The 21,462-nt window shown below is 43.8% G+C and carries 18 protein-coding genes; 9 read left to right on the forward strand and 9 right to left on the reverse strand.

Features of this window, described 5'->3' with window-relative positions:
• Positions 1–368 precede the first annotated feature (368 nt).
• Positions 369–8,189 carry a mucin-binding protein gene (locus PW220_RS01875; RefSeq protein ID WP_316716442.1) on the forward strand — a complete coding sequence of 2,607 codons (7,821 nt, stop codon included), beginning with the start codon at positions 369–371 and terminating at the stop codon, positions 8,187–8,189.
• A 132-nt stretch (positions 8,190–8,321) separates the two neighbouring features.
• On the opposite strand, the gene yidC is transcribed toward PW220_RS01875, so the two are convergent.
• Positions 8,322–9,239, reverse strand: coding sequence for a membrane protein insertase YidC (gene yidC, locus PW220_RS01880; RefSeq protein WP_248055928.1), 918 nt, complete (start codon positions 9,237–9,239; stop codon positions 8,322–8,324).
• Positions 9,240–9,303: 64 nt separating this feature from the next.
• Positions 9,304–9,585 carry an acylphosphatase gene (locus PW220_RS01885; protein WP_105125105.1) on the reverse strand — a complete coding sequence of 94 codons (282 nt, stop codon included), beginning with the start codon at positions 9,583–9,585 and terminating at the stop codon, positions 9,304–9,306.
• A 70-nt stretch (positions 9,586–9,655) separates the two neighbouring features.
• On the opposite strand from PW220_RS01885, the gene PW220_RS01890 reads away from it, so the two are divergent.
• The 3 genes from PW220_RS01890 to PW220_RS01900 are packed head-to-tail and all read left to right on the forward strand — an operon-like array spanning position 9,656 to position 11,648.
• A complete protein-coding gene (locus PW220_RS01890) occupies positions 9,656–10,396 on the forward strand; it encodes a TrmH family RNA methyltransferase (RefSeq protein WP_248055927.1) in 741 nt (246 codons plus the stop codon).
• Between the two features lie 48 nt (positions 10,397–10,444).
• A complete protein-coding gene (locus tag PW220_RS01895; RefSeq protein WP_248043839.1) occupies positions 10,445–10,927 on the forward strand; it encodes an HD domain-containing protein in 483 nt (160 codons plus the stop codon).
• A 19-nt stretch (positions 10,928–10,946) separates the two neighbouring features.
• On the forward strand, positions 10,947–11,648 hold the full coding sequence (locus PW220_RS01900) for a Bax inhibitor-1/YccA family protein (RefSeq protein ID WP_248055926.1): 702 nt from the start codon (positions 10,947–10,949) through the stop codon (positions 11,646–11,648).
• A gap of 54 nt (positions 11,649–11,702) precedes the next feature.
• On the opposite strand, the gene manA is transcribed toward PW220_RS01900, so the two are convergent.
• The gene (gene manA / locus PW220_RS01905; RefSeq protein ID WP_248055930.1) at positions 11,703–12,656 is read right to left on the reverse strand and encodes a mannose-6-phosphate isomerase, class I; all 954 of its coding nucleotides are present in this window, start codon (positions 12,654–12,656) and stop codon (positions 11,703–11,705) included.
• Between the two features lie 197 nt (positions 12,657–12,853).
• On the opposite strand from manA, the gene hprK reads away from it, so the two are divergent.
• The 5 genes from hprK (at position 12,854) to PW220_RS01930 (ending at position 16,020) form a co-directional block, all read left to right on the forward strand.
• On the forward strand, positions 12,854–13,786 hold the full coding sequence (hprK, locus tag PW220_RS01910; protein WP_248055925.1) for an HPr(Ser) kinase/phosphatase: 933 nt from the start codon (positions 12,854–12,856) through the stop codon (positions 13,784–13,786).
• Between the two features lie 3 nt (positions 13,787–13,789).
• Entirely contained in the window at positions 13,790–14,566 is a 777-nt protein-coding gene (lgt, locus tag PW220_RS01915) for a prolipoprotein diacylglyceryl transferase (RefSeq protein ID WP_248055924.1), read from the forward strand.
• A gap of 13 nt (positions 14,567–14,579) precedes the next feature.
• Complete coding sequence (locus tag PW220_RS01920; protein WP_192873102.1) at positions 14,580–14,990, forward strand: DUF948 domain-containing protein; 411 nt, start codon at positions 14,580–14,582, stop codon at positions 14,988–14,990.
• Positions 14,974–15,495 carry a YtxH domain-containing protein gene (locus PW220_RS01925; protein ID WP_248055923.1) on the forward strand — a complete coding sequence of 174 codons (522 nt, stop codon included), beginning with the start codon at positions 14,974–14,976 and terminating at the stop codon, positions 15,493–15,495. The genes PW220_RS01920 and PW220_RS01925 overlap by 17 nt, the downstream gene beginning before the upstream one ends.
• Before the next feature lie 153 nt (positions 15,496–15,648).
• Complete coding sequence (locus tag PW220_RS01930) at positions 15,649–16,020, forward strand: hypothetical protein (protein WP_172050346.1); 372 nt, start codon at positions 15,649–15,651, stop codon at positions 16,018–16,020.
• Between the two features lie 24 nt (positions 16,021–16,044).
• Here the strand turns inward: PW220_RS01930 and PW220_RS01935 are convergent, their stop codons facing one another.
• From PW220_RS01935 to PW220_RS01960, 6 genes are all read right to left on the reverse strand, one after another.
• Complete coding sequence (locus PW220_RS01935) at positions 16,045–17,382, reverse strand: MATE family efflux transporter (protein WP_172050347.1); 1,338 nt, start codon at positions 17,380–17,382, stop codon at positions 16,045–16,047.
• A gap of 68 nt (positions 17,383–17,450) precedes the next feature.
• Positions 17,451–18,116 (reverse strand): potassium channel family protein, encoded by a 666-nt coding sequence (locus PW220_RS01940; protein ID WP_172050348.1) that lies wholly within the window; start codon positions 18,114–18,116, stop codon positions 17,451–17,453.
• 60 nt (positions 18,117–18,176) lie between these two features.
• On the reverse strand, positions 18,177–19,526 hold the full coding sequence (locus tag PW220_RS01945; protein ID WP_172050349.1) for a TrkH family potassium uptake protein: 1,350 nt from the start codon (positions 19,524–19,526) through the stop codon (positions 18,177–18,179).
• Positions 19,527–19,680: 154 nt separating this feature from the next.
• Positions 19,681–20,028 (reverse strand): hypothetical protein, encoded by a 348-nt coding sequence (locus PW220_RS01950; protein ID WP_248055922.1) that lies wholly within the window; start codon positions 20,026–20,028, stop codon positions 19,681–19,683.
• On the reverse strand, positions 20,018–20,359 hold the full coding sequence (locus PW220_RS01955; RefSeq protein WP_248055921.1) for an MFS transporter: 342 nt from the start codon (positions 20,357–20,359) through the stop codon (positions 20,018–20,020). The genes PW220_RS01950 and PW220_RS01955 overlap by 11 nt, the downstream gene beginning before the upstream one ends.
• A gap of 12 nt (positions 20,360–20,371) precedes the next feature.
• Positions 20,372–21,454, reverse strand: coding sequence for a DUF3278 domain-containing protein (locus PW220_RS01960; protein WP_248055920.1), 1,083 nt, complete (start codon positions 21,452–21,454; stop codon positions 20,372–20,374).
• Positions 21,455–21,462 lie beyond the last annotated feature (8 nt).

Here is a 21,462-nt window from a genome sequence, read left to right on the forward strand (position 1 = left end):
ATCTACCGCAAATCACCGGGAAGTATCCATCCGACTACATAAATAAGAAAAGAAGTGTTAATATGTTGAAAACTAATCCAGGAAAGCTGACAAATTACTTGCAAATAAGGGGGGGGTGTGGTATGCTAGGAAGTAGTCCTTGTAGAGGGCTAGCACTAGGCAGGACGCAGTTCAAAAAGTCTTGTTCTACACTGCTTGATTTCTCGTTTCATTCCCTTATGTCAATATGAATTTTCTCCCCTATATAAAATTCTAAGGTATAAATCATAAAAGAATAAGAAGTTAAGTAATGTAGAACAAGCCTAGAGCTCAGAAGGAGACAAGCCCTTCACATCTGTCTGGCAAGAAAAATTTTCAGGGAGGTTTCAATGCGTAAGGCAAAGAAAAAATCATTTGACTGGTATGGAATGAGACAACATTTCTCGATTCGTAAATACCACTTTGGAGCAGCTAGCGTATTGCTTGGTATGTCCTTGGCACTCGGTGCAGGCGGACAAGCAGTAAAAGCGGAAGAAACAGTTGCTTCATCAGAAGCGTTAGCTTCTACGACAGCGACATCTTCAACACAGGCTAGTTCAGAAGTTGTGCTAGCTACAAGTGTTGAGACAGCAGCTACAGAAACAGTAGCATCAACGACACCAGCAGCTACAACAACAGAAGTAGCCGCTACAGAACGTACAGCAACTATCAACTATATCGTTCAGTACCTTCTTGAAGATGGTACTCTTGTTGATGCAGTTGTGAAGACAACAACAGTTACTACAACAGATGCAACTGCTAAAACAACAGTTGAAGTAGTAGCAGAACTACCAGAAGGCTATGAATTGGCTGAAGGTCAAGTAGAAACAACTTTACAAGAAGTAACAGAAGGTGCTGAAAACCTTGTTACTATCAAACTTGTTAAGAAGGCTGAAGTAGCTGCAATTACACCAGCAGCAACTACGACAACAACAGAAACAGCAGCACCAGCAGCGACAACTCCTGTAACAGTAGAGGAAGCTAAAGTTGTCCTTGAGCAAAACATCTCTGAGGCTGTTGTTTTGTCAGACGAAGCTAACCGACTTTATACTGCTGCACCAGAAGGCAATGAGTCTTTAAAAACAGCTGCAGATGCAACGAAATTGGCTGCAACAGATGCAACTGCAGTTTTGAAAGACTCAGTAGCAACTCTTGAGCAAGTGAATGCTCAAATCAATGCAGTTCGTACAAATGTGGAAGCTCTTGCTTTGGAATTGCGGAAATTCTTGGGAACTGAAGATATCCAGGTCTTGCTTGCAGAGACTTCTACTAACCTAAAAAATGTGGGTGATGCGGAAGGTATCCTTATCGAAACAGGTACAACTGCAACTCCAGATATGTCCGATCCAAATGGTGCAGCTGTAACATCAAAAGTTAGTGGGTCCCTTAAAGCTACTGAAGTTGCAGATTATTTGACAATTCAATATACACCTGTTGCATACTTTGATGCTGTTGCGCCTGTCTATACACCTTTCAAAGAAAACGGTGGGCAGTCAACTGGTGGTGCGTACTTCCGTACATCTGTTAACCCAACCAATCTTTACGGCAAGCTCTTAGTAGAGTTGGTTGCAAACGACGGAACAGTTGTTGAAACTAAAGAAGTTGAGCCGAATACTGCTGTAGAATTTGATTACTTCAAGACTACACATGGTGCAGGCTATCCATTTGTATATACCTATGACCCCGACTATGATTCGAAAGATATGTTCGGTGTTGTTCGTATTCAATGGGCTTACAACACAATGAGTGCTGTCAGTCAAAAGTTAATCCGACCAACCACTAATACGACTGTCTACAAGACAGAGGATGGTCAACAACTAGCTACCTATACGGTGTTAACAACACCAGACTTGAATACAACACCGTCTGAAAAGAGAGAGTTTGCGGGTTATACTTACAAAGAAACGACAACAACAACATCTAACGTCGTTCTAGTTCCATCAGAGCCATACGTTGAAGTAACTCGTTTTGCTACAAGTGGTGTACAGTTCAAGACTATCGTTGAAGCTGTGGGTACAGATGGAACTATTAAGAAAACATACTACATAGCAGATCCGAACTACACAGGTACACAGAGTTTTACAGATACTAATCTAGATGGATTCCTACCAATCTTGGTAACAGATGACATGCCAGTTGGTACAGTGAATACAAACTTGAAGCTTCTTCCTTCTCTACTAACATCTGGCTATGAAGTTTATCGTGTAGATGCTTCAACAGAGAAGATTTATCCAGACAAAGAAGGGGATAAGCAACCAACTCCAGTTCGTGGTACTTTGATTACAGATCCAGCAGAGCTTGATTTCAGTACCTTGACTTCAACAAGCCAGTGGTTCCATATCAAATTTAACGAGAAACAAGATGGTACACTAGCATTTGCTCGTCTTCGCCCAGCAGACTTAGGTAACGCATCGCGAATAACCTTTGAATATGATACTCGTAAGAATGATGGTTCGACGGTTGATACGAGTGGGTGGGGAGGTGATCAAGATCTTGGTGTACGTCCAAAGTCTTGGAATGGGATTCACCATACTATCAGTTTGAATAACAATGCCCAAACTGTTTCTGAAACAACTCACATTTATACACCAGTTCCACAGGAAGCCATCATCCGCTACCAAGTTGAAGGTGCGACAGACTTCTTGGAAGATTCAGGTACTTTGACAGGTAACCCAGGTACAGACATCACTTACTCAACAGAAGCTACCATTAACAAGTATAAGAAATTGGGTTATGAGCTTGTATCTGACAACTTCACAACAGAGGCTGGTCAAGACTACGACTATGATTCAGATAAGTTGCAAGAATTCCTTGTTGTTATTAAGCCACGTGTTGTTGATGTTCCTAAGACTGTTGTACCAGGTGCCCCAGTAGATCCAACAGATCCAAACTCGCCAGTATGGCCTGCAGGTGTAGATAATCTAACCCTTACTGAAGAAGTAACCAGAACTATTACTTATGTGGATGAGGCTGGTAAGGAAGTGGCAACTACCTTCACGGATAAAGTAACCTTCACCCGTACGGCTAAAGTCAATTTGGTAACAGGTGAGATTACTTATAGTGATTGGACTGCGGATAAAGCAGACAATGTTCTTGACGGGAACAAATTGCCGGAAGTACAAGGCTATACAGCTACAACTGCAACTAAGGACGGTAAGGATGTAACACCTGACTCAACGACTGAATATGCACAAGTAACAGCAGAAACTGCTGATATTGTTGAAAAAGTTGTTTACGTGCAAGATACGCAAACTGCTAAGATCACAATCTCAACTGTAGATGCAAACGGTGAAAACAAAACTGAATTTGCTACAGTTACAGAAACTGGTAAAGCAACGGAGCCAATCGCTACAAAAACCACAGAAGATGTTCTTCTTGAGTTGAAACGCGAAGGCTACGACGTTGAGACTAAGGTAGCCGATGACTTCCTCGATTCAGCGAAGACGTTCGATAATGTGAAAGATGCAGCAGATCAACCATCTCAATCTTATGAAATCGTTGTAAAACCACGTATCGTTGATATTCCAAAAGATGTTGTTCCAGGTCAGCCAGTTGATCCAACAGATCCAAACTCACCAGTATGGCCTGCGGGTGTAGATAATCTGACCCTTACTGAAGAAGTAACTAGAACTATCACTTATGTGAATGAAGCGGGCGAAGAGGTAGCAACCACCTTCACGGATAAGGTAACCTTCACGCGTACGGCTCAAGTCAACTTGGTAACAGGTGACATTACGTATGGTGCTTGGACAGCAGATAATGCGGACAGTGTTCTTGATGGAAATGTCTTGCCAGAAGTGCCAGGTTATACAGCTACAACCGCCACTAAGGACGGTGCAGATGTAACACCTGAGTCAACAACAGTTTATGCGCAGGTTACTGCTGACAGTGCTGATATTGTTGAGAAAGTTGTGTACGTACAAGATACTCAAACTGCTAAGATAACTATCTCTACAGTAGATGCCAACGGCGGGAACAAAACAGAGTATGCGACTGTGAATGAGACAGGTAAGCATACAGAACCAGTAGCGACGACCACTGTTGAAGAAAAACTTCTGGAGTTGAAACGCAAAGGATACGACGTTGAGACTAAGGTAACCGATACCTTCCTTGATTCAGCGAAGACATTCGATAATGTAAAAGACGCCGCAGATCAACCATCTCAAGTCTATGAAATCGTTGTAAAAGAGCGTGTGGTTGACGTTCCAAAAGATGTTGTTCCAGGTCAGCCAGTTGATCCAACAGATCCAAACTCACCAGTATGGCCTGCGGGTGTAGATAATTTGACCCTTACTGAAGAAGTAACTAGAACGATCACTTACGTGGATGAAGCAGGCAATGAAGTGGCAGCTACCTTCACTGAAAAGGTAACCTTCACGCGTACAGCCCAAGTCAACTTGGTAACTGGTGAGATTACTTATAGCGATTGGACTGCGGATAACGGCGATAATGTCCTTGCTGGAAATCCATTGCCAACAGTAGCAGATCACCAAGTATCAACTGCTACCAAAGACGGTGTTGCGGTCCTACCTGCTTCAACAACAACTGATGTAACAGTAGCAGCAGATAGTGCTGATATCGTTGAGAAAGTTGTTTATGTTAAAGATAAAGGTTCAGTTACCATTCAGTACAAGGACACAGATGGTAATGTCATTAAGGCACCTGTCATCGACGAAGATAACGTTGCCGTTGGTACTGAATATGACACGACTGACGAAGGGGATAAACCAACTGTTATCCCGAATGCGGATGGTACCAAATATGTACTTGTTCCAAGCTTGACGGAAGGCGACGAAACAGGAACAGTTGTTAAAGATGGAACAACTGTTACTTATGTCTACCAAAAAGTAGCCAACTGGATCCCAGTTATTCCAGGTCTTCCTGAAAACGAGCGTCCAGTGCTCCCTTATCCGTTTGATCCAGAGAACCCAGAACAACCACTCACACCAACACCAGATACAGTAATTCCTTATGTACCAGGATATGTACCAGTAGGTCCAGATGGTGAGACGCCATTGAAACCTGTGGATCCAAAAGACCCAACTAAGGGATATGAACCACCAACACCAAGCACTCCAGGTGATAACACCTATATTCCATATGTGAAAGTGGAAAAAGGTTCAGTTCTTGTTGCGTTTGTGGATGAAGCTGGAAGCCCAATTAAGTCCGTCGTGACAGATACTGACAATGCTGAAGTTGGTACTAGCTACGATACAACGGATCAAAAAGAAGATGTCATTAAGGCAAACGGCTTCACGTACTACTTCAAGGAAGTGAAAGCTGGTTCTGAAGAAACAGGTACTGTAGTAGAAGGCGTAACCACAGTAACATACGTCTATACGAAAGTAGCGAACTGGATTCCAGTAATCCCAGGTATACCTGAAGATGAACGTCCAGTGTTCCCTTATCCGTTTGATCCAACCAATCCGGATAAGCCAATTGACCCAACAACACCAGGCACGGTGATTCCATACGTTCCAGGATATGTTCCAGTAGGTCCTGATGGTACGACGCCATTGACACCGGTTGATCCAGAAGATCCGTCTAAGGGTTATGTACCACCAACACCAAGCACACCAGGCGATAATACATATATTCCTTATGTGAAGGCTGGTTCGGTAGTTGTTAAGTATCAAGATACTAACGGTAAGGAATTGATTGCACCTGTTGTAGATGAAAACAATGTGAAAGTTGGTACAGCCTACGATACGACTGATCAGAAGAAATCTGAAATTGTTGATGCTGAAGGCAACCGCTATGTCCTAGTTCCATCTAAGACAGTTGGTTCAGAGACTGGTGAAGTAACAGATGGTACAACAGAAGTTATCTATGTGTACCAAAAAGTAGCCAACTGGATTCCGCAAATCCCAGGTGTTCCAGAAAACGAACGTCCAGTAATTCCATACCCATTTGATCCAAACAATCCGGAAAAACCAATTACGCCAACACCGGGTACGGTGATTCCATATGTTCCAGGTTATGTGCCAGTAGGTCCAGATGGTAAGACTCCATTGACGCCGGTAGATCCAGAAGATCCATCTAAGGGCTATGTACCACCAACTCCAGATGAGACTGGCAAGGATACACCAATCCCTTATGAGAAGGCTGGTTCGGTTGTTGTTAAGTATAAAGATACTGACGGTAGAGAATTGCTTGCACCTGTAGTCGATGAGAACAATGTTAAAGTTGGTACTGCCTACGATACAACTGATCAGAAGAAATCTGAAATTGTTGATGCTAAAGGCAACCGCTATGTCCTCGTTCCATCTAAGACTGTTGGTTCAGAAACTGGTGAAGTGACAGATGGTACAACAGAAGTCATCTATGTGTATCAAAAAGTTGCCAACTGGATCCCACAAATTCCAGGTGTTCCAGAAAACGAACGTCCAGTAATTCCATACCCATTTGATCCAAACAATCCGGAAAAACCAATTACGCCAACACCGGGTACGGTGATTCCATATGTTCCAGGATATGTTCCAGTAGGTCCTGATGGTACGACGCCATTGACACCGGTTGATCCAGAAGATCCGTCTAAGGGTTATGTACCACCAACACCAAGCACACCAGGCGATAATACATATATTCCTTATGTGAAGGCTGGTTCGGTAGTTGTTAAGTATCAGGATACTAACGGTAAGGAATTGATTGCACCTGTTGTAGATGAAAACAATGTGAAAGTTGGTACAGCCTACGATACGACTGATCAGAAGAAATCTGAAATTGTTGATGCTGAAGGCAACCGCTATGTCCTAGTTCCATCTAAGACAGTTGGTTCAGAGACTGGTAAAGTGACTGATGGTACAACAGAGGTCATCTATGTGTACCAAAAAGTTGCCAACTGGATCCCACAAATTCCAGGTGTTCCAGAAAACGAACGTCCAGTAATTCCATACCCATTTGATCCAAACAATCCGGAAAAACCAATTACGCCAACACCGGGTACGGTGATTCCATATGTTCCAGGTTATGTGCCAGTAGGTCCAGATGGTAAGACTCCATTGACGCCGGTAGATCCAGAAGATCCATCTAAGGGCTATGTACCACCAACTCCAGATGAGACTGGCAAGGATACACCAATCCCTTATGAGAAGGCTGGTTCGGTTGTTGTTAAGTATAAAGATACTGACGGTAGAGAATTGCTTGCACCTGTAGTCGATGAGAACAATGTTAAAGTTGGTACTGCCTACGATACAACTGATCAGAAGAAATCTGAAATTGTTGATGCTAAAGGCAACCGCTATGTCCTCGTTCCATCTAAGACTGTTGGTTCAGAAACTGGTGAAGTGACAGATGGTACAACAGAAGTCATCTATGTGTATCAAAAAGTTGCCAACTGGATCCCACAAATTCCTGCAACGCCAGAGAATCCAACTCCAGTTAATCCAGTAATCCCTTATCCATTCGATCCAACGAACCCAGATAAGCCAATCGATCCAACTACACCTTACCCAGGTGGAGGAGTTCCATCAATCCCTCATGTACCAGGTTATGTTCCAGTTGATCCTAAGACTAACGAGCCATTGAAACCGGTTGACCCAACGGATCCAAGCAAGGGTTACGTACCACCAACTCCAGACAAACCAGGTGTTGACACACCAATCCCTTACGTACCTGCAACACCAACTAAGAAAGTTGTTACCAACTACGTTGATGAAGAAACAGGTCTTCCAATTGCACCGCAAGAAGAAGGAACAACACCTAACAAGTCAATTCCGGGTTATAAGTATGTACGTACAGTTGTAGATGCAGATGGTAACACAACTCATATCTACCGTAAGAAACCAACGACGCCTGTAACACCAGTTGTACCAGGTGAGCCAGTAACACCGCCTGTAACACCAGTTGTACCAGGTGAGCCAGTAACACCGCCTGTGACACCGGTTGTACCAGGTGAGCCAGTAACACCGCCTGTGACACCAGTTGTACCAGGTGAGCCAGTAACACCACCTGTAGCACCAGTTGTACCAGGTGAGCCAGTAGCGCCTGCAACACCAGTTGCACCTGCAGTACCTGCTAAACCAGCGGCACCAGCTACATCTGCTAAGTCAGGTGCGGCACAGTTGCCAAATACAGGTGAGTCAAGTACAGTAGCAGCTTCTGCCCTTGGTGTGGGTATGCTGGTTGCAGCACTTGCTTTGGCAGGTAAACGTCGTCGTAACGAAGACTAATTCAGATTTTTTCAAGAGGAATCTTTCTTGATAAAAAGAATATGAATGAAATAAGCAAGGGTTTAGGCCCTTGCTTTTTTCCGTGGTTTTAAATATAAAAAAACAACCATCCTAGGAGATGGTTGTTATTGTTTATCTAGACCGTTGTTTGCCAGCATTACGATTGGTTTTCTTAGAAGCTTTTTCTTCAATGATGGCAGATGCTTTTGGAGTAACATCTTTTACTGTAGATTTGTAAGGTTTTGGCGGGTTGTTCTTAAATTCTTCCTCTACCTTAGCGCGAACTTTTGGCTTGAGGATGAAGTTGGTCAAGGCTTGTTGGACAAGTCCGATCATACCACCGACTACCCAGTAAAGAGTGACACCTGCTGGTGAAGTCCAGGAGAAGATGACAATCATGATTGGGTTCATATAGGCTACAGTTTGCATTTGCTTTTTCTGCTCTTCATCCATCCCCACCTGCATCAGCATGGATTGGGCATAGTAGAGGATACCAGCTACAGCAGTTAGGATCATACTTGGTTGACCAAGTGAGATTCCCATGAATTCAGCTGTAGAAATACCAGGTGTGTGACGGGCTGCGTAGAAGAGGGCAGTGAAGAATGGCATTTGGATGAGCAGTGGAAGACAGCCCATACCGCCAAATACACTTACTCCATACTGCTTTTGAGCCGCAAAGAATTCTTGCTGGGCAGCTAATTGTTCCTCTTGAGAGCTTGCATTTTTCATGCGCTCTTGGATAGGACCCAAGATTGGCTTGAGGTAGTTCATCTTTTCCGATTGGTAGGTTGCTTTCCAAGACTGATAGATACCGAGTGGCATAATCACGAAGCGAACGATGAGGGTTACCACGATAATGGCAAGACCAAAACCAAGTCCTTGGTTTTCAGCAAAGAAGGTAATCAGGTTTCCCATTGGTTCTACCAGATAGTTATAAACCCAGCCTTCACCGGTTGGAACACCTTTTTTATCAGTTTTGACACATCCAGCCAAAAATACAAGGCTGGCAAGAGCCATGCTGGCTAAGAGTAGACGTTTATTCTTTTTCAAATTGCTACATTCCTTTTTACATGATACATTCTATTTTACTGTTTTTACGGTCAATTTTCAAGTTTTATCTATGACTGACCTGAAAATCATGGTAGTCGTCAAAGTTAGCAAGTGTCACATCCAGATAGCTAACCTTTGCCATGCGAGAGGGGCCTTTTCGGATTTCATGGATAAAATGGCTGAGCTTCTCAGCGTTTTCGGACTGAGCCAAGATGGTCACTGTTCCATCATCATTGTTCCAGACCCTGCCGTAAATATCACCAATTTCTACTGCTAAAAATTGGACAGCCCAACGAAAACCAACTCCTTGCACCCGACCAGATGCAATCATTTTAACCTTTCTCATAAGCTTCTCCTTTTGACAAGAACTTAACTTTATTATATCATTGTTGGGTAAGAAAGAAAATGAGGAAACTATGGAAATTATCCGGTCAAAATCCAATAATCTGGTCAAACAAATTAAGAAATTACAACAGAAAAAATACCGTACTTCATCTTACTTGATTGAAGGCTGGCATTTATTAGAAGAAGCAGTCAAGGCTGGAGCGACTATTCAACATATTTTGGTGGTGGAAGAGCATGTGGGCAGGGTTGCTCATATGGAGCAAGTGACAGTGGTCAGCCCAGAAATCATGCAAGATTTGACTGATTCTAAGTCACCGCAAGGGGTTCTTGCCCAACTTGCTCTACCTAGTCAGGCTTTGCCTGAGCGGCTGGAGGGTAGGTTTCTAGTCTTGGAAGATGTGCAAGATCCGGGGAATGTCGGTACCATCATACGTACGGCTGATGCGGCTGGTTTTGATGGCGTATTTTTGACAGATAAGTCGGCTGATATTTACAATATGAAGGTCCTTCGTTCTATGCAGGGAAGTCATTTTCATCTACCTATTTATCGCTTGCCAATTGAGGATGTTTTCTCTACTTTAAAAAATAATCAGGTGGAAATATTAGCGACAACCTTGTCCAGTAGGTCTGTGGACTACAGGGAGATTTCGCCAGGAGCTTGCTTTGCACTTGTTATGGGCAATGAAGGTCAGGGCATTTCTGATTTTGTGTCCGCAGAGGCAGATCAATTGGTTCATATTACCATGCCTGGTCAGGCAGAGAGTTTGAATGTGGCTATTGCAGCTGGTATTTTAGTCTTTAGCTTTATTTAAGCCAAGAAGTCTAAACTGTGTTATAATAACAAAACGAGGTTTACATCTATGGGTGCTTATAAAAAAGATAAAGAATATATGGCCTATGTCGGTCACTTGATTGACACTAAAAAGGTGCAAAAGTTAGCAGATATTCCCCACCACTACCATTCGACCCGCTTGGAACATTCTATCAATGTTTCCTATACCAGTTACAAAATCGCTAAGAAATTTGGCTGGGATGCCAAGTCGACTGCACGAGGTGGTCTTCTGCATGATCTCTTCTTCTATGACTGGCGTGAAACTAAATTTAACAGGAGTCATGCCTGGGTCCATCCACGGATTGCCAAGCGCAATGCCCAGAAGTTGACCAAGCTCAACAAGGTGGAAGAAGATATTATTGTTAAGCATATGTTTGGTGCAACCTTGGCTCCGCCCCGTTATAAGGAATCATGGATTGTGACCTGTGTAGATAAATATTGGGCAGTTCGTGAGTTTACCCTGCCCCTGCAATATAAATGGAAAAATCGAAAGGTCCTGCGCTTTGAGTAGGATATAAAAGGAGAACTATATGAATAACGATTCATTTATCATCAATCAGGTGGATAACACCGCTCTTAACCGTTTCTTTGGGAAGATTTATGCTGTAGTTGCTATGGGAATTGGCTTGTCAGCCCTTGTTTCCTTCCTAGCAGTTACTGTTTTCCAGCAGTTGCTCTATGCCTTGCTTAGTGCAGGTTCTATTGTCATGATGTTGGTCATGTTGGGACAAATTGCCTTGGTGGTTGCTGCTTCTACCATGGCTGCTAAAAATAGTCCAATGGCTCTACCAATGTTCTTGGCCTACTCGGTAACAAACGGCTTGACCATCAGCATGGTCTTGATGTTCTATACGACCGAAACAGTTGCCTTGGCCTTCCTATCTGCTGCTCTGATGTTTGCCATTATGGCAGTGATTGGTATGACGACCAAGAAAAACCTTTCAGGTATGGCTCAAGCCTTGCGTGCTGCCCTCTGGGGAATTATGATTGCCAGTGTCATCAACATCTTCCTTCGCAGTTCAGGTATCAGCTTTGCCATGTCTATCGTTTCTGTCCTTGTGTTCTCAGGTTTGATTGCCTATGACAACCAACGTATCCGCGACGTTTTCGAGCAGACGGGTGGCAATGTCCAGAATGGTTGGGTAGTGTCTATGGCTCTTCAACTCTACCTTGACTTTGTTAACCTCTTCCTCAACTTGCTTCGCATTTTTGGAATGATGAATAGAGATTAGTAGGATAGCAATGCTTAAAAACTCAGAAGTTTTTGGACTTCTGAGTTTTTTTGCTTACTTTGTGTCATTAGCATGGCTAGCGATGATTTCCATCTGGCCTGTAAAGGTCCATTCAGTCACATCGGCTGGCAGGATGAAGTGGGTTCCTTTTTCAAGTGGGTAGCTGGTTTCACCGACCTGGATGGTTCCTTGACCGTCAATAACGCTGACAAGTAGGTAGGGAACGGTTTGCTCCATCTGGATTTCTCCTTTGGTCTGCCATTTATAGACAGTGAAGAAGGGATTAGAAACCAGGAGGGTGGTGTCAAGCTTGTCTACTTTGAGTTGGGCGGGTGTTGAATTCGCTACGGGACCGATTGTCAATACGTCGATAGACTTTTCAATGTGGAGTTCCCGAAGATTTCCAGCGTCATCGCGGCGGTCAAAATCATAGACCCGGTAGGTTGTATCGCTAGACTGCTGGGTTTCTAAAATCATGATCCCTTTACCGATGGCGTGCATAGTCCCGCTTGGAACGAAGAAGAAGTCGCCTTTTTTAACGGGTACATGGGTCAAGAGCTTGTCCCAATCTCCAGCTTGGATTTGCTGGCGGAGTTCTTCTTTGGATTGGGCATTGTGACCGTAAATGATTTCAGCCCCTTCCTCGGCTTCCAAAATGTACCAACATTCTGTCTTACCAAGTTCGCCTTCATGAGCTAGGCCGTAGCTATCATCAGGATGGACTTGGACGCTGAGCCAATCTTCAGCATCGAGGATTTTGGTTAGGAGTGGAAAAACCTCATCTTTTAGATTGCCAAATAAATGCTTTTCATTTGTGTAGAGGTCATCTAGTCCTCTGCCCTTGTAGCGACCGTTTGAAACGGTGGTAACCCCATTTGGATGGGCAGAAATAGCCCAGCACTCGCCAGTTTTATCACTTGGAATATCGTAGTTGTAATTGGTTTTCAGGCGATTGCCACCCCAAATTTTTTCATGCATGACAGGTGTGAGGAATAATGGTTCCATGATCTTCTCCTTATTGTTGACTTTCTATGACTAGTATAACAGATTATGGAAGAATTTTGTAGTGGGACAGAAAGGTAGGTCTTACTTGATCAGGAGGCTGTCTGCTTGGCAGGCTCTATTCTGAGGAAAAGGGCTAGTTGTTTTCCCCTCCCGCCCCTTGCTTGTGGTATAATATACTAAAACCGAAAGAGAGGGAAGACATGACCGTTTTTGTAAAAGACTTACTTGATAATCTGCGGATTGAATGTGCCTATAGTACAGAGGAACTGCTCCAAAAAGAGATTACGACTTCCGATATTACCCGGCCTGGTTTAGAAATGACAGGCTACTTTGATTATTATTCTCCCGAGCGTATTCAGCTCATGGGGATGAAGGAATGGTCTTATTTGATGGCCATGACAGCCCATAACCGCTACCAAGTGCTCTCGCAGATGTTCCAGCCAGAAACGCCGGTTATTATTGTGGCGCGTGGTTTGGAAATTCCAGAGGAGATGTACCGGGCGGCGAAAGAAAAGAAGATTGCTATCTGTCGCAGTAAGACAGCGACCAGCCGTCTGTCAGGAGAACTGTCTTCCTATCTGGATAGCCGACTGGCACAGCGGACCAGCGTTCACGGTGTCTTGATGGACATCTACGGCATGGGTGTCCTTATCCAAGGGGATTCTGGTATCGGTAAGAGCGAAACGGGTCTGGAGTTGGTCAAGCGTGGTCACCGTCTGGTTGCGGATGACCGTGTGGATGTCTATGCCAAGGATGATGTGACCCTCTGGGGTGAGCCAGCGGAAATTCTGCGCCACCTATTAGAAATCCGTGGTGTAGGGATTATCGACATCATGAGTTTGTATGGTGCTAGCGCGGTTAAGGATTCTTCAGAGGTCCAGTTGGCTGTTTACCTAGAAAACTATGAAACAGGTAAGGTCTTTGACCGTCTGGGGAATTCGGGAGATACTATTGAAATTGCGGGAATTTCTATTCCACAAATCCGCATCCCTGTTAAGACTGGTCGCAACATCTCTGTGGTCATTGAGGCTGCAGCCATGAACTACCGTGCCAAGCAGATGGGTTATGATGCTACGAAAATTTTTGAAGAGCGTCTAGGAAATCTTATTCAGCAGAATAAGGAAGAGGGCTAGTATATGGATCCAATTGCCATTCGATTAGGACCTTTAGAAATTCGCTGGTATGCTATCTGTATCTTGCTGGGTTTGGTCTTGGGTGTTTACCTGGCGACCAAGGAGGCACCGCGCAAGAAGATTTTGCAGGATGATATTTTAGATTTTATCTTGTTGGCCTTTCCCCTTTCCATCATCGGAGCAAGGATTTACTATGTAGCTTTTTCTTGGAGCGAATACAAGGATAATCTGCTCTCTGTATTTGCCGTTTGGAATGGTGGCATTGCTATATATGGTGGTTTGATTACAGGTGCCCTTGTTCTTTATTTCTTTACTCGCTACCGCTTTATCAATACGCTTGATTTTCTGGATGTGGTGGCTCCTTCAGTCATGATTGCTCAAGCCATTGGTCGCTGGGGGAATTTCTTTAACCAGGAGGCTTATGGTAAGGCAGTGGCGAGTTTGGACTATTTGCCAGCCTTTATCCGTGACCAGATGTATATTGATGGAGCCTATCGTCAGCCGACCTTCTTGTTTGAAAGTCTGTGGAACCTACTTGGTTTTGGTTTGATTTGTGTCTTGCGTAGACGGCCAGGCTTGCTCAAGCAAGGTGAGATCACAGCCTTTTACCTGATTTGGTATGGTTTTGGTCGCCTCTTGATAGAAGGCCTGCGGACAGATAGCCTCATGTTCTTGGGAATTCGTGTTTCCCAATGGCTGTCTGGACTTCTTATCCTCATTGGAATTAGCATGGTTGTGGTGCGGAGAAGAAAAACTTCTATTCCATTTTATCAATCATAAAGGAGAAGGTATGATTATTGAAATTTCTGTCTTGATTATTGCCCTGTCCATCGCGGCGGTTGCAATCTATGTTATCTTGTTATTGAAGAAGTTGGGGACGGTGACGGAAGAGGCTCAACAGACCCTCAAGGTCTTGACCAGCGATGTTAATGTGACCCTCTATCAGACCAATGAACTCTTGGCCAAGACCAATGTTTTGGTGGAAGATGTCAATGGGAAGGTTTCCACCTTGGACCCGCTTTTTGTAGCGGTGGCAGATTTATCTACTTCTGTGTCTGACTTGAATGCTTCGGCGCGTGATTTGACGGTCAAGGCCAAGTCGGCAGGTGCTAATACGGTTAAAGCTGGCGGAGCCCTCTCTGCCTTGTCAACTATCTCATCTCTCTTAGGTAAGAAAGGAGAAAAAAATGGTAAAAAAATCTAGTGTTTTGACCAGTATCTTATTGGGAGTGGCTGGCGGTGCAGCTGCGGCAGCCTTTCTAGCAAGTAAAACGGGTCAAGTGGTCAAAGAAAAAGTAGTCAACTTTGCCAATGACTACAAGGAAAACCATGAGGAAATCAATGCTGATTTGGTCAACAAGGCCCAGGACTTGGGTAAACAAGCTACAGACCGCTTCACAGAAGTCAAAACTCAGTTGGAAACTGGTGAATTGACTGTGGAAGATTTGGTCAAGTCAGGCAAGGAAAAATCTGTCGAAACCTTTGAGCAAATCAAGGAAAAAATTGCAGAACAAAATCTGACTACTGCGGATATATTGGAAGCTATCAAGGCTAAAACAGTCAAGGCTCCAACGGTAGATGTGACGGAAGAAGAAGTCGAGGACGCTGTCATTGTATCAGAGGATATTGAAATTTCCATTGATGATGTTGTGACGGAACCGGTTTTAGAAGAGGAAGCGGAAATTCCGTCAGAAACGACAGAAGCATAAAAGGAGGACTAGCTTAGGCTATTCTAGGCTGGTTTTCTTTTCGTGTCTGAGAGGCTGTAGCCAAAAAAGTAGATTCTTGTTTTGAATAGACTTGCTAGTATTTTAATGATATGTTAAAATATAGACGAACAATAAATTATTAGGAGGTTGGTCATGAAAAAACTTGTATATGTCTTCTTGGTGCTTGCCTATATCACTGTAGCTGTTTTGTCGGTTTATCTACTGCCTCACTATTATTTTGGTGCGATTATGGGGGCGGCTGGGGCCAATCTTGGCGCTAGTTTTAAACAATTCAAGGAAGTGCAAGCCTGTCCTGACAAACCTTTTTCAGCCTATTTTAAGTGGGATAAGACAACGACAGCTATTCTATTACTGGTTATTTTGGGACTCATTCTTTTTGTTCATTCGCTACCAGTATCCAATGTGCAAGTTGGCTTTGCTTTCTTGGTTGGGCTTAGCTATGGTGCGCTTTGGAATATCTTGCATATCCAATTTTTACGGAAATACTATTTTAAAAACGCATGAGCTTATTTCATGCGTTTTTCTTGTTTATATACTTTGTCCAGCTTTTAATTTTTTCATAAAAATGATAGAACTTGGAATGAGGACCAAGATACTGCCAATCCAAGCAGCAGGGTTGGCGGCTGCTGTTCCATAAAATCCGAAATACTGCATGCCAATGACGGCAACTGCTGCTCGGAAAATCAATTCTCCAAAGCCTGCTAATGTCGGTATAAAGCCCTTGCCCAGCCCCTGAATAAAGCTACGAAGAATAAAGAGAGAGGCAACGATCCAGTAACAAGAGCCGTTGATGATGTAGTAAACTAGGGCCAAGTCTAGCACGGTTTGACTGGCATTTGGAAGAAAGAGGCCAGAGAAGAACCGGTTGCCTAGAACGAGAATGAGGGCAAAAATTAGAGCCCAAGCGATATTGAGGTAGAGTGCCTTGCGAACCCCTTCTCGAATTCGATCATAGAGTTTAGCTCCGTAGTTCTGGGCTGTAAAGGTTGCAATAGCCAGCCCCAGATTGACCATAGGTAGCATAGCCAGCTGGTCGGTGCGGAGGGCAATAGCTTGGGCAGCGATGGCATCTGTTCCTAGCTGGTTGACCATAAACTGTAGGGTCATGGCTCCGATGGCAATGATACTAGCTTGAAATCCCATAGGAAAACCGAGTTGGGCATGTTTCTTGAGATTGTCCTTGTCCAATCGTAAGTCAGAAAAGCTAATATGGTACTGGGGAACCTTTTTGACGATGTAGAAAATCAGAAAGATAACGGAGCAAGCCTGGGCGGTGATGGTTGCAAACCCTGCCCCAAAAACACCCCATTTCATGACTAGGATAAAGAAAAAGTCCAAACCGATATTGATAAAACAGGCAATGATAAGGGCCACTAGAGGTGTTTTAGAATTTCCAAGACTGCGCAGGGCTGAGGACAGGAAATTATAGAAAATAGTAAAGGTTAGTCCGCCGAACATGGCAGTCAAAAAGGCTTGAGAATGCTGGATGATACTAGCAGGTGTCTTCATTAAGACCAAGATAGGTTGTAAAAAAGTCAATGCAAGGATTGTCAATATCAGGCTGATAAGGAAAGAGTAGAAAAGACCATGAACAAAGGATTTTTTCAATCCTTCAAAGTCCTCAGCTCCGAAGCGTTGGGCAGAAAGAATGGTCAGTCCATTTGTCACACCTTGGGCGAAGCCGATAATGAGAAAAATCAAGCTGGCAGTCGAGCCAACACTGGCAAAGGCATCCTTGCCTAAGGTATGACCAACAATCATGGAATCGGCAAAGTTATAGGCTAATTGGAAGAAGGAACCAATTAGCAGGGGAATGGCAAACTGTAAGATAACTAGAATGGGTTTGCCCTTGGTTAAGTCGCTCATAAAATCTCCTTGGTAACAGAGGATAAGCCTACTAGAATGCATCATTTCTAATAGGCTTTTTCCTTATTTTAATGGGTTAAATCTTCAAAGTGGTCTACGGTATTATGGTCTGTAACAGCCATGATGAGTTCGTGGCTCTTGAAGATATAGTCTGGGGTTAGCTGGATGTTCAATTCCTGATTTTCTCCGCTACGGTAACCGATGATATTCATTTTGTAGTGCTGACGGAGTTTAAGTTCACCCAAGGTCTTACCAATCCATTTTGCAGGTGGATGGAATTCTACGATAGACACATTGCCTTCTAGTTCCAGGAGGCTAGTTGTATCTTTATGAAGAAGTTGCTTGGCCAGTGAAATACCTGTTTCACGTTCTGGAGAGATGACTTTGTCAGCACCGACACGGAGGAGAACTTCTTTGGCTGTGGTTCCCTTGACCTTGGCAACGACCATTGGTACTCCGAGAATCTTACTGTGCATAACAGCGAGCACACTGGATTCCAAATTATCTCCAGTTGCAACGACGACTGCATCACAGTTTCCAATGCCCGCAGCTCGCAAGAGAGAACGGTCTGTTATATCACCGACAATTCCTCGAGTGAGAATGGGTTCGAGGTGGTTAATCTGTTGTTCATGATTATCAATGGCAATGATATTGCAGTCATAATTGTGTAGGGTCTTAGCAATGGTGGTACCAAATACTCCTAAGCCCAGAATTCCGATAGTATAGTTTGGCATGATTTCTCCTTTTTAGAACCTATATTCACAAGTGAAGTGCTGAACTGTGCATACAGGTTCTTAAACTAACATAGATGATTTAGCGTATTGCAGGCTTTCTGTTTTAGAAGCCTTGCGGAGGGCAAGACTGGCCAGAATGGATAGGGGGCCAATGCGACCGAAGAACATGAGGGCCATGATAACAGCCTGTCCTGCCATGCTTAGTGATGGGGTTAGGTTGGCAGTTACTCCAACGGTTGCTAGGGCTGACATTACTTCAAAGACCAAGAAAAGTAAGGGTTGGTGCTTGTCTGTGATAGCGAGGGCAAATAAGCCTGCTAAAAATACAAGAAGGAAGACAGAGAAGGTCGCAAAGGCCTTGCGGATGGTCAGGCTGTCAATGGTTCGACCAAGGAAGTTGGTATGGGGCAGTCCCAAAATCTCGCTTCGGGCATAGAGGATCAAGGTCAGAAAGGCTGTAATTTTGATTCCTCCTGCTGTTCCACCTGGTGCTCCTCCCAACATCATTTGGAAGATGTAGATGAGGAGGGTGATGGGTTCAGCCTGGGTATAATCAATGCTGGCAAATCCTGCCGTTCGCATGGTCACCGTTTGGAAAAAGCTAGCCAATAGTTTGTGACCAAAGGATAGTTGACCAATGGTAGCAGGGTTGTTCCACTCTGTAAGTAAGGTCAACAGGGTTCCTAATCCCAAAATAGTTGCAGTTAAGCCTAGAACGACCTTGGTATGAAAACCTAATTTGGGAAGATGGTGTTTTTGACCAAGCTGTGTATGTAAATCAAACCAGACTGAAAATCCAAGTCCTCCCATGATGATGAGGCTGGCTAAGGTCAGATTTATCAGAGGATTGTCAACATAGCGGACAATGCTGTTGGCTCCGAAATTATCAAAACCAGCATTACAAAAAGCTGAAACAGCTAAGAAAATAGAAGTAAATAAACCCTTAGCCCAACCAAATTCTGGCACGAAATGAAAGGATAGGAGAATGGCTCCCAGTGTTTCAATGGCTAGGGTAAATCCAAAAACAGACTTGAGAAAGCTTCTAAAATGCTTGGTATCGGAGCGATTGAGGGCTTCTTGGAGGGTTGCCATACTCATAAAATTGATTTTCCGACCACCTCGTAGGGCAAAGAGACCGACAAAGCCAACCAGGCTCAGTCCTCCAATCTGAATGAGTAACATACAGATGATTTGACCCACTGTAGAATAGGTATCAGCAACAGCCTTTGTAAACAATCCTGTCACGCAGACCATTGAAACGGTTGTAAACAGATGGTCCCAATAACTAGCAGTCGATGTAGGAACTTGCGAAATGGGCAGACTGAGTAAGAGAGAGCCGACCAGTATAACGAGTAGAAAGCTCAGAATAATTCGTTGACTGGGAGTAAGGTGTATCTTAAATGCTTTCATAAAGCTACCTTTTCAAAAAAATAAAGATGAGCATATTGTAGCACAAATAGGGAAAAAAGTAAGCGACAAAGTGGACGATTTTGTAATAAAAAAGGCTGGCCTTGCGCCAGCACGATAATTAGGAAGAGTTCTCCTGTTCTATTGGTCTAACTCCTTATTTTTTCAACTGTCCAACAAAGAGCAGGATAGCAAGGATTCCCCAAAATCCAGCTAGGAGCGGTTTGATTTGACCAGTGAAAAATCCAATGGATAAGGTTAGGACAAGACCTGCAATGAGAAACCAGAGCAGTGGTTTACGATAAAGATGGATAGCTTCTTGGAAAGCATTTGATTCTGGGCTGGTAGTTTGCCAGTCACTATTCAAGATTGGAAGTATAGTGAACGGTAAGATAAAGATTGGTGGATTGTCCCCAGTCAGGTAGCTATGTATATACAGGCTACAAATTGTTGTATAGGAGAGAACAATCAAAGTGAGTATGAGTTTTGGTTTGTTAACGTTCATCTGTTTTCTCCTTTTTGAAATACAATCGATAAAGAATAGCCAGAGCAAATCCAGCAGGAAGGATGAGAACACGTGGTTTGACATGTCCTAGCCAAATGCCCACGGAATAGGTCAAGGTCATGGCAAACAGGGCAAAGATGGCTTGGATGATATAGTAGCGTTTTTCTTCTGTTTTAAAGGATCTGATAATCTGAATGGTCGGTAAGGTAAGCAAGAATGAACCACTAATCGGCTCATTGACCATGTAAGAGTAGATGAAGAAGGTAGAAAATAAAGCATAAAATAGAACAAAAAATCGACAGGTTTGTTTGGGTGTAAAAGGTTTATTCATTGGGTCTGCTCCTTATTTTTTCTTTGCAGTATCTGCTTCCAGTTTTTGCAGATAGGCAAGGGCAGACAGGGCTAGACTGGCAAAGAGGCCCATCATGCCACCGAAGAGGAGGGATTTTACGTGGAAGATGGAATCCAGTAGGGGAAGCTGGAGGCTAAAGAGGTCTGCCAGCCCAGCAAAGAGGCTAGATAGCAGGGCAACTCCCAGTCCCCAAAGAATTGGGTTAAGGAGCCGACCTTGTCTTTCCTCAAGGCTAAGTTCATCCAAGTCATATTGGGGCAAGTCAGCATGGAGGGTCTGCATATTGACGATACCAATTAGGATAATACTGAAGAAGGCAATGATCATTGGATAGTAGGTAGCCACCTCGACAGGATAGCGGTAGGCTAGGAAGTAGGCGATGGCATTTCCGAGAGCTAGGAAGTAGAAGTAGTAGATAAAGGCTATTCCCCCAATCTCATCTGCCTTAGTCCGTCGGTACTCGTCTAAAGGTCCGCGAATACCATAAACGTGCCGTATCATGTTTTGGATCCACTTAGGTTCTTTTTTGGAAATAGCAGAGCTGACAGTCAGTTGTTCTGCTTTTTTCATGCGCTTGCGTAACATGATTTCGATAGCAATGCCTGTGAAAATACCACCTAGACAGGCTGCAAGGAATTTTCGGAGGTCAAATAGGTGGTCGAGAGGATTGAGTCCCTCCATCCAGGCACCAAAAACAACAGTCCAAATATACATAACGGCAGTGAAATAGAGGGTGAATTTGAAACTTGCTCCCTTGAGCTGCTTCTGTTCCTTGCTAGTCAATTCTTCTACATCTACACTGTCCACTTGGCTGTGGCGCATCTTGGATGCCATATACATACTGGCGGAAAGAGTGGATAGGAGTAGAGCAGTTGGGTAGCCATAGGCGACGACTTCTGGGTAGCGTTTGGATAGGGCGAGTGCCAGTAGGGTAAGAGCCATGGTGCCCCAAAAGAGCAGGATAAAGCAGGTATTGCCCAGTCGGAAGGCTTCTTGTTTGCGATATTCATCCAAGGGACCTGCGATACCGTAAAATCGTTTGATCAATTTATCTTGAAAGGTTTCCTTTTTCATACGATACT

Origin of the sequence: Streptococcus sp. 29892 (assembly GCF_032594935.1) — a bacterium.
In the GTDB taxonomy this organism is placed as follows: domain Bacteria; phylum Bacillota; class Bacilli; order Lactobacillales; family Streptococcaceae; genus Streptococcus; species Streptococcus hyiners.